The 13536-nt window shown below is 64.1% G+C and carries 11 protein-coding genes and 1 pseudogene; 7 read left to right on the forward strand and 5 right to left on the reverse strand.

Annotation, left to right across the window (positions count from 1 at the left end):
• Positions 1-177: 177 nt before the first annotated feature.
• Complete coding sequence (locus tag NKG60_RS01160; protein WP_352667060.1) at positions 178-2490, forward strand: glucose/quinate/shikimate family membrane-bound PQQ-dependent dehydrogenase; 2313 nt, start codon at positions 178-180, stop codon at positions 2488-2490.
• 10 nt (positions 2491-2500) lie between these two features.
• Here the strand turns inward: NKG60_RS01160 and NKG60_RS01165 are convergent, their stop codons facing one another.
• Both NKG60_RS01165 and NKG60_RS01170 read right to left on the reverse strand, forming a co-directional pair.
• Complete coding sequence (locus tag NKG60_RS01165) at positions 2501-2932, reverse strand: hypothetical protein (protein ID WP_023676720.1); 432 nt, start codon at positions 2930-2932, stop codon at positions 2501-2503.
• Between the two features lie 9 nt (positions 2933-2941).
• Positions 2942-3082, reverse strand: coding sequence for a hypothetical protein (locus NKG60_RS01170; RefSeq protein ID WP_352667057.1), 141 nt, complete (start codon positions 3080-3082; stop codon positions 2942-2944).
• Between the two features lie 273 nt (positions 3083-3355).
• On the opposite strand from NKG60_RS01170, the gene NKG60_RS01175 reads away from it, so the two are divergent.
• Complete coding sequence (locus NKG60_RS01175; protein WP_352667054.1) at positions 3356-4255, forward strand: dienelactone hydrolase family protein; 900 nt, start codon at positions 3356-3358, stop codon at positions 4253-4255.
• On the opposite strand, the gene NKG60_RS01180 is transcribed toward NKG60_RS01175, so the two are convergent.
• A complete protein-coding gene (locus NKG60_RS01180) occupies positions 4256-5158 on the reverse strand; it encodes an EamA family transporter (RefSeq protein ID WP_352667051.1) in 903 nt (300 codons plus the stop codon). It abuts the gene before it with no gap.
• Between the two features lie 90 nt (positions 5159-5248).
• On the opposite strand from NKG60_RS01180, the gene NKG60_RS01185 reads away from it, so the two are divergent.
• Positions 5249-5728: an Lrp/AsnC family transcriptional regulator gene (locus NKG60_RS01185; protein WP_352863875.1), complete on the forward strand. Its 480-nt coding sequence runs from the start codon at positions 5249-5251 to the stop codon at positions 5726-5728.
• 76 nt (positions 5729-5804) lie between these two features.
• Here the strand turns inward: NKG60_RS01185 and NKG60_RS01190 are convergent, their stop codons facing one another.
• Together NKG60_RS01190 and NKG60_RS01195 are read right to left on the reverse strand one after the other, a co-directional pair.
• Complete coding sequence (locus NKG60_RS01190; protein WP_352466944.1) at positions 5805-6002, reverse strand: hypothetical protein; 198 nt, start codon at positions 6000-6002, stop codon at positions 5805-5807.
• 147 nt (positions 6003-6149) lie between these two features.
• Complete coding sequence (locus NKG60_RS01195; RefSeq protein ID WP_352863756.1) at positions 6150-6635, reverse strand: thioesterase family protein; 486 nt, start codon at positions 6633-6635, stop codon at positions 6150-6152.
• A 119-nt stretch (positions 6636-6754) separates the two neighbouring features.
• On the opposite strand from NKG60_RS01195, the gene NKG60_RS01200 reads away from it, so the two are divergent.
• The 4 genes and pseudogenes from NKG60_RS01200 to NKG60_RS01215 all read left to right on the forward strand — a co-directional run bounded on the left by NKG60_RS01200 (position 6755) and on the right by NKG60_RS01215 (position 13533).
• The gene (locus NKG60_RS01200; protein ID WP_352863758.1) at positions 6755-8173 is read left to right on the forward strand and encodes an FAD-binding oxidoreductase; all 1419 of its coding nucleotides are present in this window, start codon (positions 6755-6757) and stop codon (positions 8171-8173) included.
• A gap of 5 nt (positions 8174-8178) precedes the next feature.
• Complete coding sequence (locus tag NKG60_RS01205; protein ID WP_352863760.1) at positions 8179-8736, forward strand: hypothetical protein; 558 nt, start codon at positions 8179-8181, stop codon at positions 8734-8736.
• Between the two features lie 105 nt (positions 8737-8841).
• A pseudogene (locus NKG60_RS01210) lies at positions 8842-9362 on the forward strand (hypothetical protein).
• A gap of 115 nt (positions 9363-9477) precedes the next feature.
• Complete coding sequence (locus tag NKG60_RS01215; RefSeq protein WP_352863762.1) at positions 9478-13533, forward strand: AsmA family protein; 4056 nt, start codon at positions 9478-9480, stop codon at positions 13531-13533.
• The last annotated feature ends 3 nt before the right edge of the window (positions 13534-13536 follow it).

Consider the following 13536-nt stretch of genomic DNA (forward strand, 5'->3'; position numbering starts at 1 on the left):
CACAATCTGGAATGGGTCCGCTAACCAAAAGGCCGGGCTTGCCGAGGGCCGGCGCCGTAAAACGTCGAGCTTGCTTGACAGGGGAGGCGGGCCGGAGAAAGTTGCGTGGGGGCAGGAACGCAATGCGGGGTTGCCCATGGACGCGTCGCGGAGCGCACCAGTCGAAGGAGCACCGTCTTGGCTGTGGTCATCACCTCCCTGATCCTTTTCCTCATCGGCCTGGCGGTTGGCGGCGGCGGCATCTGGCTCGTGACACTGGGCGGCAGCTGGTATTACGTCATCGTCGGTCTAGCTTTCCTTGTCGCCGCCTGGCTGCTCTATAGGCGCAGATCCACGGCGCTGTGGCTCTACGCGGCGATCGTGCTCGGCACGCTCGCCTGGGCGGTCTGGGAGATCGGCTTCGACTGGTGGGAGCTCGGCCCGCGCGGCGGCATCATCGTGCTTGTCGCGCTATGGCTGTTGACGCCATGGGCGCGGCGCGGGCTTACCGGTCCCGACGGACGCGCGCCGCTGATCCTCGCCGTGCTGGCCTCGCTTGCGGTCGCCGGCTATTCGATGACGACCGATCCAAAGGATATTGCGGGTGAACTCAACACCGACAAGGTGACGCCGACGGCCGATCTCGGCGGCAACGTGCCGGCCGGCGAATGGCACTATTACGGTCGTACCCAATATGGCCAGCGCTATTCGCCGCTCGACCAGATCACCGCCGAAAACGTTGCCAATCTGCAGCCGGCCTGGACCTATCGCACCGGCGACGTGAAAGGGCCCGACGACATCGGCGAGACGACCTATCAGGTGACGCCGCTGAAGATTGCCGACACGCTCTATATTTGCACGCCGCATAATTTCGCCATCGCCATCGATGCCGCGAGCGGTAAGGAAAAATGGCGCTTCGATCCCAAGATCAAGTTGAACAAGGACCGTCAGCACCAGACCTGCCGCGGCGTGTCCTACTATGCCGATGCCAAGATCGCCGCCGGCCAGCCCTGCGCCACACGCATCTACCTGCCGACGTCCGACGCCCGGCTGATCGCGCTCGATGCCGCGAACGGCCAGGTCTGCCCGACTTTCGCCGAAGGTGGCACGCTGAACCTGCTTGCCAACATGCCATATCCGAAGCCGGGCTATTATTATTCGACCTCGGCGCCGCTGATCGTCGCCAACAAGATCATCGTCGGCGGCGCGGTCAACGACAATTATTCGACGCAGGAGCCGTCCGGCGTTATCCGTGCCTACGATGCCGACACCGGCGCGCTGTTGTGGAACTGGGATTCCGGCAATCCTGACCAGACGACGCCGCTGCCGCCGGGCCAAACCTATACCAACAATTCGCCCAACATGTGGTCGACGGCGAGCGCCGACGAGAAGCTCGGGCTGCTTTATGTGCCGCTCGGCAACAAGACGCCGGACCAGCTCGGCGCCGGGCGCAGCGCCAATGACGAGAAATTCTCCTCTTCGATCACCGCGCTCGATCTCAACAGCGGACAATTGCGCTGGGTGCGACAGACCGTGCATCACGATCTCTGGGACATGGACGTGCCGGCGCAGCCGACGCTGGTCGACATCACCACGGAAAGTGGCGTGGTGCCGGCGCTGGTCGGGCCGACCAAGCAGGGTGACCTTTATGTGCTCGACCGGCGCAGCGGCGAGCCGATCGTTCCGGTCAAGGAACTACCGGCGCCGGGCGGCGCGATCGAAGGCGACCATACCTCGCCGACGCAGCCGCTCTCGGACCTGAGCTTCAGTCCGAAACCGCTGACCGGCGCCGACATGTGGGGCATCACCATGTTCGACCAGCTGGCCTGCCGGATCGAGCTTCGGAAGCTGCGCTATGAGGGCCGCTATACGCCGCCGTCACTGCAGGGCTCGCTGATCTACCCCGGCAATTTCGGCACCTTCAACTGGGGCGGCGTGGCAGTCGATCCGGTCCGGCAGGTGATGTTCGGCATGCCGACATACCTGGCGTTCATCTCCAAGCTGGTGCCGCGCGCCGACGTGCCGCCGCCTGGCGACACCAAGGGCAGCGAACAGGGCCTGAACCGCAATGAGGGTGCGCCTTACGCAGTGATATTGAAGCCGTTCCTGTCGCCGCTCGGCATTCCCTGCCAGGCGCCGCCCTGGGGCTATGTGGCGGGCGCCGATCTTCGGACCGGCAAGATCGTCTACAAGCATCGCAACGGCACCGTCTACGACATGACGCCGCTGCCGCTGCCGTTCAAGGTCGGCGTGCCCGGCATCGGCGGGCCGATGATCACTGCCGGCGGCGTCGCCTTCCTCGGTGCGGCAGTCGACGACTATGTGCGCGCCTATGACCTGACGACTGGCAAGCAGCTGTGGCAGGCGCGGCTGCCGGCGGGCGGGCAGTCGACACCGATGACCTACACGGTGGCCGACGGACGCCAGTTCGTCGTCATCGTTGCCGGCGGCCACGGCTCGGTCGGCACCAAGCCGGGCGATTATGTGATGGCCTATACGCTGCCGAAATAGAGAAGTTCCTTCAGAGTCCGAGATGCCCTTTCAGGTCGGGTACCGATGCAAGGACCTCACTGGTCAGCTGCGGGCCGGCGGCTGTCTCGGCCTGCTGGACCAGCATCGTGCCGGCCTGGCTGATTTGTGCGAGCGTGAGGCCTGATGCCTTGAGTATGGCGACGCCGTTGATCAGCGCGCCGGTCTTTTCGCCGAGAGCGCCGCCGAGCGCGCCCTCCAGCGAGGACAGGAGACCACCACCGGAGGCCGCGCCGGGAGCCATGACATCATACTGCTTGGCCAGGGCGTCGGCTCCCGGGATCTTGGCGAAGAAGCTCGACAGAGTCGTGCCTTCCGCCTCGTGTTCGAGCACCGAGAAAATCGTGCCGGCGATCTTTTCCGTCAAAGCCTGGTTGAGACCGGACTTCTGGGAGACGGTGTTGATGATGTCCTGAACGTCCATGATCTTTCCTCAGGCTTTGGTGCTTGCGGGCGGGTGCCGGTTGGCGCGGACCTTGACCAACGATCGTTTGAAGGCGGTGAACCGCAGCGCCAGCAAAGTCATAGCGGCGAGTGCGAACCCACTTGCCAGAAGCGCGGAGGGAAAGGTCATGGGCGTATTCCTTCGTCGTCAATCAGACATTCTTTTCCCGCCAAATGGCCATTCTAGTTCGCCAAATGGCCCGAGTGAGGCATAGCCCGGTAACTTCTTTTTACATCGTGGTGCGTGCATTTAGCATTGCCACAAAGGACCAAAATTTAATGACACTGCGGCGCGCGGCATCACGGCCCTCGTGCAGGGACTTTTGGCAGCCTCACTCAGCCGTGACTGGACCAGGCAAGCTTCGGCTCTATGTTGCCGCGGGGGGCCGACGAGGAGCGCGCCATGACAACATCTGCCGGACCCACTGCCACCGAGCCTGTCATTACTCAGGCGATGATCGATGCCTATGATGAATACACGCATCTGACGCTCGACCGGCGGCGCTTCATGGAGCAATTGACCAGGCTTGCCGGATCGGGTGCGGCAGCGGCCGCGATCGCGCCGCTGCTGGCGGCGAACTCGGCCCAGGCGGCTATTGTTGCGGAAGACGATCCGCGTGTGAAAGGCGAAGACATCAGCTACCCGGGCAGCGGTGGCGAGATGAAGGGCTATCTGGTCAAGCCGGCGGGTCAGTCCGGCAAGCTGGGCACCGTCATCGTCGTGCACGAAAACCGGGGACTCAACCCGCATATTCGCGATGTGGCGCGGCGCGTTGCACTGGAAGGGTTCGTAGCGCTTGCACCGGACTTCATGACACCCCTCGGCGGCACGCCGGGCGATGAAAACAGGGCACGTGACCTGTTTTCCCAGCTCGATCCAGCACAGGTCGCCGCCAATGCCGTGGCAACGGTCGCCTACCTCAAGGGCTACAAGGACGGCAACGGCAAGGTCGGCGCCGTCGGCTTCTGCTGGGGCGGCGGCACGGTGAACATGCTGGCCGTCAACGCGCCGGACCTCGCCGCCGCCGTCGCCTATTACGGCATGCAGCCGAAGGCCCAGGACGTGCCGAAGATCAAGGCCGCGCTCATGCTGCATTATGCGGGCCTCGACACCCGCACCAATGCCGGCATCGACGCCTTCAAGAAGGAACTCGACGCGGCCCATGTCGAATACTCGGTCTATGTCTATGAAGGCGCCAACCATGCCTTCAACAACGACACGTCGGCGGCCCGCTACGACAAGAAGGCGGCCGATCTCGCCTGGGGCCGGACGATCGCCTTCCTCAAGGAGAAGCTGGCCTGATCAGGCGGGCGCCGGTTTGTGAAATGCAACGCCGGCCACCACCAGCGCGATGCCGATGCAGTCGGTGAGGCTCGGCACCTGCCGCAGCACAATGACGCCGATCAACGTCGCGGTGACCGGCAGCAAAGACAGCATCAGCGCGAAGCTGGAGCGCGGCAGCCGCGACATGGCAAGCTGGTCGCAAACATAGGGAATGACCGACGAGCAGATGCCGACGCCGACCGCTGCAAGCAGCAGCGGCGGCGCCGAGAAAGCCGGCAGTGCATCGGCAAAACCGATCGGCAGTACGACGAGAAGGGCGACCGCCATGGCGGCACCCAGCCCGGCGATGCCGTCGCCGGCGCCGGCGCGCGCGACGCGGTGGCCGAGCACGATATAGCCAACGAACAGCGCGCCGTTGAGGAAGGCCCAGAACAGGCCGACCGGGTCGCTCGACCATTTGACGTCGATGAGCAGCAAGGTGCCGGCGACGGCGATGGCAAGGGCGGCGAGATTGCGCGGGCTTCTGAGGCCGACAAGCGCGACGCCGATAGTGCCGACGAATTCGATTGCCGCCACCAGCGAGATCGGCAGCCGGTCGAGCGCCAGGTAAAACGAGCAGTTCATCACCCCAAGGCAGACGCCGAAAGGCACAAGCAACAATCGCGTCGAGCGATCGGCGCGGGCGAAGACCGCCCATGGCCGGGTCAATGGGGCAAAGACGAGTGCAGCGGTGGCGATGCGCAGCCAAGCCATGCCGAGCACGCCGACATGCGGGAACAGCAGCACCGCGAAGGCCGGTCCGAGATAGTGGAACACGGCGCTGACGCCGAACCAGAGATGCGGCGGGACCGCGTTTGCCAAGGTAAAGGCGGGGCCGGCGAGTGCCGGACTTGCTGCCGGGCCTTGCGTCCGATCTTGCATGGGATCAGTATCGCAGGCGATTTTTGCCATTGATATGGATGATGGCCGGTCTTTGCGGCTATTTGCTTTCCGAAAGCAAGGAGTATTCCGCTGAAACGCCTTCGAAATGAAAATAGCGATCTGGACCCGGCAGACCTGAAAATCCTGCGCCTGCTGGAGAAGGATGCGCGCACCAGCACCGCCGAACTGGCGCGCTCGGTCGGCCTGTCGGCGCCGAGCGTTGCCGAGCGCATCAAGCGGCTGCAGGAAAGCGGCGTGATCGAGGCCTATACGGTGCGCATCAATCCGGCCGCACTGGGCATGAAGCTGTCGGCATGGCTGCGCATCAGGCCGGTGCCGGGACAGCTCGCCGTGGTGGCCGACATCATCCGCGACCTGCCGGAAATCGCCCAATGCGACCGGGTGACCGGCGAGGACTGCTTCATCGCGCTGGCGCATGTCGGCTCGGTTGCCGAGCTCGAACGGGTGATCGACAGGATCATTCCCCATGCGATGACCAATACGGCGATCATCCAGTCGTCGCCGGTGGTGCCGCGATCGCCGCTGGGTGCGGTGAAGCGGCTGCCTTGAGGGTTGGGGTCGTTCGTCAGCCAGCACATCATCAGAAATGCAAACCGGACGGCCGGTCTGTTTCTTCCCGCACCGTTCAGGCGTGGCCGCGTTTAATCCGCGCCTGCTTCAGGATGGCGCGCCAGCGGATCATAGCGAAGGGGATCGGCTCGTTGTTGTTGGCAATGTGGAAGATCTCGTTGTTGAGGTTCTTCAGCGAGCGCCAGAAATCATAGTCGGTGATGCGTGGATCAGCCGCCAGCCTGTCCGCCTCGACCTTGATGTCGGTTTTCATGCACGTTCCCCGAACCGCTGCTGCTCCGCCGCCCGTATCGCAATTCGATGCGGACGGTTTTCCAACGCCGCGCTGAGTCGTTCAACGTCTCAATTCGGCTTGTTCACGTTAAAACCTCGGTAAGGTTAACGGCGGTTGGACTGCGGTTCAAGCCGACTTACGACGAATACCGATCGAGCGACCGGCGCGCTCCGGCATCGGCAGCGCGGCATGGGCGGCGCGCATCGCTTCCACCTTGGCCAGGACGTCGGCGGGGAAGGGCGCGACCTTTGGACCAGCCATGTCGACGTGCAGCGACAGCGTTTCGGAGGTGGCGGCGAGCCAGCCGTCGAGATGGCGGATTTCCTGATAGGCCCTCAGCCGCTTCTCGTCATGGTCGAGGAGTTGGAACGAGACCGTGACCTTGTGGTCGAGATGCAGTTCCTGGACGTAGCAGACATGGACTTCCGCGGTGTAGATGGTCAGCCGTCGTTCTTTCACATAATCCGGCCCCATCCCCATCATCTCGAAGGCTTCGTCGGAGCAACGGTCGAACAGCACGTTGTAATAGGCCATGTTGAGATGGCCGTTGTAGTCGATCCAGGCCTCTTCGATGTCCATGGCGCGAGAGAAGAAAGGGGCGGGGATGGGCATCGGAAACTTCCTTCTCGTCATGCCGGGGTGAGCGTGGACTGGACAGAGCGTGGTTGGTGAGACTACGCATCCCTAGATGCAGAACAAGGGTGGACGCTGGTCCATTCGCGGAGGAATCGATGGCTCTAAGCGACCTCAATCCGGTCGAGCGCAATGAAGAAGGGATCGCCGCCGTACTCGGCATCCTCAAGCAGCGGCTCGGCGAGCGATTCCAGACCGGCCAGGCGATCCGCGCCCAGCACGCGCACACCACGACCTATATCCCGACGCAGGCGCCGGACGGCGTCGCCTTTGCCGAGACGACGGAGGAGGTGCAGGAGATCGTGCGCGCATGCGCGGCACATCGCGTGCCGGTGATTGCCTTCGGCGTCGGCTCTTCGCTGGAAGGCCACACCAATGCGCCGGGCGGCGGCATCTCGCTCGATACGTCACGCATGAACCGCATCATTGCGGTCAATCCGCAGGATCTCGATTGCACCATCGAGCCCGGTGTGACGCGCGAGGATCTGAACCGGCACCTGCGCGACACCGGCCTGTTCTTTCCGATCGATCCGGGCGCCAACGCCTCGCTCGGCGGCATGGCTGCGACGCGTGCGTCGGGCACCAACGCGGTGCGCTACGGCACGATGCGCGAGAACGTCCTGTCGCTGACGGCGGTGATGGCCGACGGCGAAGCAGTGACGACCGGCAAGCGCGCCAAGAAAAGCTCGGCCGGCTATGATCTGACGCGGCTGCTGATCGGCTCGGAAGGCACGCTTGGCATCATCACCCAGCTGACCTTGAAGCTGCAGGGCATTCCGCAGGCGATTTCAGGCGGCGTCTGTCCGTTTCCCAGCCTCGAGGCGGCGTGCAACGCAGTGATCGCAACCATCCAGATGGGCATTCCGGTGGCGCGCATCGAACTGGTCAACGCACTGCAGATGCGGGCGATGAAGACCTATTCGAAGCTCGACTATCCGGAGAGCCCCTGCCTGTTCGTCGAGTTCCACGGCAGCGATGCCAGCGTCGCCGAACAGGCCGAGACCTTCGGCATAATCGCCGAGGAAAATGGCGGCGGCCCGTTCCTGTGGACCAGCGTCGCCGAAGAGAGGACGAAATTGTGGAAAGCCAGGCACGACGCTTACTGGTCGTCGCTGACGCTGCGGCCAGGCGCCAAGGGCCTCTCCACCGATGTCTGCGTGCCGATCTCGCGCTTTGCCGAATGTGTCACCGAGACCGAGGCGGATATCGCCGAGATGGGCCTGATCGCGCCGATCGTCGGCCATGCCGGCGACGGCAATTTCCATGTGCTGGTGCTGATGGACGTGGACGATCCGAAGGAGATCGCATTGGCGGAAAAATTCGTGGCGCGGCTCAATATGCGCGCCATCGCCATGGACGGCACCTGCACCGGCGAGCATGGCATAGGGCAAGGCAAGATCGGCTTCCTGCGGCATGAGCTTGGCCATGGCGTCGACATCATGCGCACGATCAAGCAGGCGCTCGATCCGCTGAACATCATGAACCCGGGCAAGATATTGCCGGCAATCGGGAAATAACGGCGATGGCCGCAGGCGAGGCTCTTCTGCCCATCGAAGCACCGCCTCTTTCCGCCGGTGCACCACTACCTCACGTCTTTGCCGACGAAGACAAGTTGCTGGTCGCCTATATCGTCAACAAGACGGATCCGTCATTCGATGGGACGAATCCGCGCTCGGTTTCGCCTGTAACCAACGGCCAATCGATTGCGATCCTGACGGCAAAGCCTTGCCTGGCACTTCAATTCGGCCTGCCGAACGATGAGGCCTTGAGCGGCCATCGGCTCTACAAACTGGGCTTGCAGCCCTATGCTGCATTTGAGGTACTCAACTCGTCATGGATCGGTTCGCTGGAACATGCAAATCGAGTTCACAGTTCTCATCGGCCTGGGCTGTTTTCTGGCTATCGGCACTTCATCTTCACTTTCCACGACTCGACGCTTGAATTTGTCGCGGAGAGCTTTTCGATGAACTGTCGCGACGGGTCGGTTCTGACCTCGTTTATGGCGGCCATCAGTCCGAGCGCCACGGCGCTGCCAGACAAACGAATACGGCTTCTCGACCGGCTTTGGCGACGCGATTGATCCGCTGGTCCATCAGCCTTGACCGCAGCGACATTTGGTCGGAGACTCCGGACGTTGCCAATGCCTGAAACCAGGGCAAACGTGGCAAACGGAGGAGCAAGCAACATGGCGATTTCACGCAAGGAAGAGGCTCGGGCGCTGAGCGCCGACGAACGTGCTCTCGTCGAGAAGTCGCACCATCCAACGGTACAGCATCTTGCCGACGCCGAACTTGCCAGCCTGGTCAAGCTCCTGAGGGAACGGCGCGACAAGGCCCAGACCGAGGCGCATCGCCGCCGCCGCGAAATCCGCGGCAAGGGCACGCCAAAGGGCGCCGGCGCCTCGAAGGCCGATGGAGTTCGCAGTTGAAGCTGGCGGTTCTGGCAATGACCATGCGGCGGCTCAATGGCGAGGCCGAACGCCGCCGTCAAATGGCAGCGCGTGTTTCGCTGGTCGAGAATGCACGCAAGGCGCTGTCCATGAAGCAGGGCGCTGCGGCAGACGGTCCCGAGTTCAACACGCGCACCGCGCACAAAGGCATGCGCGCGATCGTGAGCCGGCGGCCTGAGAATCTGATCCGCCCGATGGAACTCGGCCGGCAGCGGCAGGCGGCAAAGGTGGCGCAGGCAAAGCGCGACGCACGCTGAGTTTTCCTGCCCGCCTTCTTTTGCCCTGGAAGCCTGTCCGGCGGGAATTGCCTCTTTATCGACACGCTGATGCGGGTAGAGTGCGGCTGAATTTCAACCAATCGCTTCGGAGTTCATGCTCGCACGCCTGTTCGTGATCTTCGGTGGGCTTCTTGTGCTGGTGCTGTGTGCGGCGCTGGTGGTGCCGTACTTTGTCGACTGGACGGGTTACCGTGCCGATTTCGAGCGCGAGGCGAGTGCCGTTCTCGGCCGCAAGGTGACCGTGCGAGGCGATGCAACGGCAAGGCTGCTGCCGTTTCCCTCGGTGACGTTCTCGAACGTCGCCGTTGCCGGTGGCCCCAACGGCCATCCGGCGATGACCGTCGAAACCTTTTCGATGGATGCAGAACTCGCGCCATTCCTGCGCGGTGAAGTGCTGATCTTCGACATGCGCCTGGTGCGGCCGAAGGCGACCATCGACATCGCCGCCGACGGCACGGTCGACTGGACGATACGGCCGTCCTCGCCCTTCGATCCCGGCCAGATCTCCATCGAGAAGCTGACGGTTACAGAAGGACAGATCGCGCTCAGCCACGCCGCCGGCGGGCGCAGCCATCTTATTTCCGAGATCAACTCGACGATCTCTGCCAAGTCGCTGGCCGGCCCCTGGCGGATGGACGGTTCGCTGTTGCTGGACGGGTTGCGGACCACGATCGCCGTTTCCACCGGCAAGGCCGAACCAGACGGGCAAATGCGGCTCAGGCTCAAGGCCGATCCGGACGCCTATCCGCTAGTCGTCGAGACCGACGGCAATGTGGGCCTCGTCGAGGGCGCCGCGGTCTATTCGGGCCAGTTCAAGATATCGGGTGCAGACCGGGCTGCGGCGCTGCCGCGCGGCACCGGCGGCGAGGCGCTGAAAGTCAGCGCCGGCAAACCGGACCCGGGCTTCAGGCTGAACGGCAAGTTTTCGCTCGACCACCAGAAGCTCGGCGTCGACGAATTCCGCTTCGAGACCGGGCCGCTCGACAATCCCTACACCGCCGACGGCAAGGCTGCGGTCGACCTTGGGCTGAAGCCGCATTTCTCGATCGAGGCCAATGGCGCGCAGGTGCAGTTCGACGAAGCGGTGGGGGCGGCGGCCGGTGCCGGACTGACGCTATCGGAGCGGGTGGCGGCGCTCGAGCAGGCGCTGCTCGATCTGCCGAAGTCGACCATACCGGGCACGGTCGAGGTGAAACTGCCGGCGGTGGTGGCAGGCGATACCACCGTTCGTGACGTGCACCTGTCCGCCGAGCCGGCCGAGGGTGGCTGGGCGGTAAAATCGCTGGCCGCCACGCTGCCCGGCCGCGCCAAGCTGGAAGCCAAAGGCATGGTCAGCGTCGAGGACCGTTTCGGTTTCACCGGATCGCTGCTTCTGGCGGTCGCGCAGCCCTCCGGCTTTGCCGCCTGGCTGTCGAAGGACGTCGACGAGGCGATCCGCCGCTTACCGGCCGCCGGCTTCAAGGCCAAGGTGGATTTGAGCGAAAAACACCAGGCCTTCAGCGATCTCGAGCTCATCCTCGGCAAGGCAAAGTTCTCCGGCCGCATCGATTCCAGCCAGCCCGACGACACTCGTCCATCGGTGCTGATGCAACTGGAAGGCGGCGAACTCGACGTTGATGGGCTCGCCGCCTTCGCCTCGATCTTCGTCAGCGACAAGGGCGCCAACCGCTTTTCCGACCGCGACCTCGATTTCCAGATCAAGGCCGGGCCGGTCAGCGCCGGCGGGTTGACCGCCGACAGCGTCGACACCGCGCTTAGACTACGCGACGGGCTGCTTGAGATCGACCGGCTGTCGGTCGGCGGACTTGCCGGAGCCTCGATCAGCGCCACCGGCCGGATCAAGGATTTCCCGGCGAGCCCGACCGGCAAACTCAACGCCTCTGTGGTCGCCGTCGACCTCAAGCCGCTGATCGACGTCGCCGTCCGGCACTATCCGGACAATGCGGTGCTGAAGGGGCTGGCGGAGCGGGCTGCTGCCTATCCCGAGCTGTTCCAGGATGCGCGTATCGACGCGGTCACGAGTGCCGCAGACAATGGCGACGGTACGACCGGACTGGCTATGAGCGCACAGGGCAAGGCCGGTGGTTCGGCCTTTTCCGCATCGTTGTCCGGCAAAGGGGCGCTCGACCGGCCTCTCGAAGCGCCGGTGACGTTGACCTTCAACGCAGGGAACGCCGACGCCACCGCGCTTCTGGCGCTTTACGGTCTGCCGGCGCTGCCGCTCGGCATGCTCGGCGAGGCGACCACCGACGTCTCGGCCAAAGGCACGCTTGGCGGCGGCCTGGCGACACGCTTCAGCCTGGCCGGCAACGACTTCAAAGCTGGTTTCGACGGGACAATTGCCGACACGCCTCAGGGCGCGGCCGCCAAGGGCAAGGTCAGCCTTGAAACGGCCGACATCGAGCCATGGCTGATGACGACCGGCGTCGGCCTGCCCGGCATGGGGACCGGTATGTCGACGTCGCTTGCTGCCGATGCCGACTACGGCAACGGTCTCCTGGTGTTGAGCGGCCTCAGCGGCGCCGTCAATGAAGCGGCGGTTTCCGGTGACGTAAATATCGACGTCAAAGAGGGGCTGCCGCATCTTGCCGGCGCGCTGTCGCTGGACGAGCTGGACCTCGATCCGATGGCGGTGATGCTGTTCGGCGACCAGGCCTTCCTTGTCAATGACGGGGCCTGGCCGACAGCACCGTTCAGCCAGAAATCCAGTCTGCCATTTACCGCCGATCTCGATCTGACGGCGGCGTCGCTTTCCGCCGGCCCGCTTGCCACCGCCTATGACGCTGCGCTGTCGCTGCAGCTCGACCAGGAGGGTATCCGCGTTTCCGACCTCAAGGCAAAATTCCTCGGCGGCGCGTTGAGTGGCCTGTTCGAGCTCAAGAACAATGACGGCACCGGGCTTTTCTCCGGTCAGATGAAACTCGCCGGCTCCGATTTGACAGCCGTGCTGCCGGAGGCCGGCATCGGCGGAAGCGGCGATTTCTCGACGGCGCTTTCGACCAGCGGCAAATCGGTCGACGCGATGGTCGCGGCGCTGTCCGGTTCCGGCACGGCAACGCTCAAGGGCATGACTATTGCCGGCTTCAATCCGGATGCCTTTGGCGCTTTCATCGCCAAGGCCGACGCGATAGGGCGCAATATCGACGCCTCGAAGACTGCCGACTTTGTGCCGCAGATCGCCGCGGCCGGCAGTTTTCCGGCGCAGGACACCGATATTGCCTTCACTATCGCCGGCGGCACGCTGAGAGCACCACCGGTCAAATTCGAAAGCCCGGGCGCGACGCTGTCCGCCGACATCACCGCCGATCTGAACACCAGCACCGTCGATGCCAAGGGCGAGATCGCTTACCGGCCCGGCGACGAGGCGCTGGTCGGCTCCGAACCGATTTTGAATTTCAGCGTCGACGGGCCGTTCGGCGCCACCAAACGGCAATTCGACAGCGAGCCGCTGGCACAGTTCCTGACCCAGCGTGCACTGGAAAAGGAGCAGCAGCGGGTCGAAGCCATGCAAGCCGCTCTGCTCGAGAAACAAAGGCTGCGGCGTGAGGTGCGCTACTACGCTGCCCTGCAAACCGAGCGTGAAAGAGCGGCGGCGGAACGGCGCAAGCAGGAGGAAGCGGCGCGGCTGAAGGCTGAGGCCGACGCCAGGGCAAAGGCTGAAGCCGAGGCTCAGGCCCAAGCCGAAGCGGAGGCGAGGGCGCAGGCCGAGGCCAAGGCAAAGGCTGAAGCGGACGCCAAGGCAAAGGCCGAAGCTGAGGCGCAAGCCCAAGCCGAAGCGGAGGCCAGGGCGCAGGCTGAAGCCAAGGCGAAGGCGGATGCAGCGGCGAAGGCCGAAGCGGAGGCCAGGGCGAAAGCCGAGGCGGCTGCAAAGGCCGAAGCGGATGCCGAAGCCAAAGCCAAGGCGGCGCAACAGGCTGCCGAGGAAGCAGCGCAGGCCGAAGAACAGCAACGCCGGAGGGCGGAAGAGGCGTTGCGGATCGCCTCGGAAGAGAAGGCCAAGCTCGACGCCGAACGCAAGGCCGCGGCGGAGCGAGCGGAACGGGCGCCACCGGCCGCAAATAACGTGCCACCGCCAAGCCCGACGCCGCCAAAGCTCAAGTTCGATCCCTCGTCGATCGACGATCTGCTAAAATCGCTGAATGGCGGGTGACGG

This window comes from Mesorhizobium sp. M1428, assembly GCF_040317515.1.
Taxonomy (GTDB): Bacteria; Pseudomonadota; Alphaproteobacteria; order Rhizobiales; family Rhizobiaceae; genus Mesorhizobium.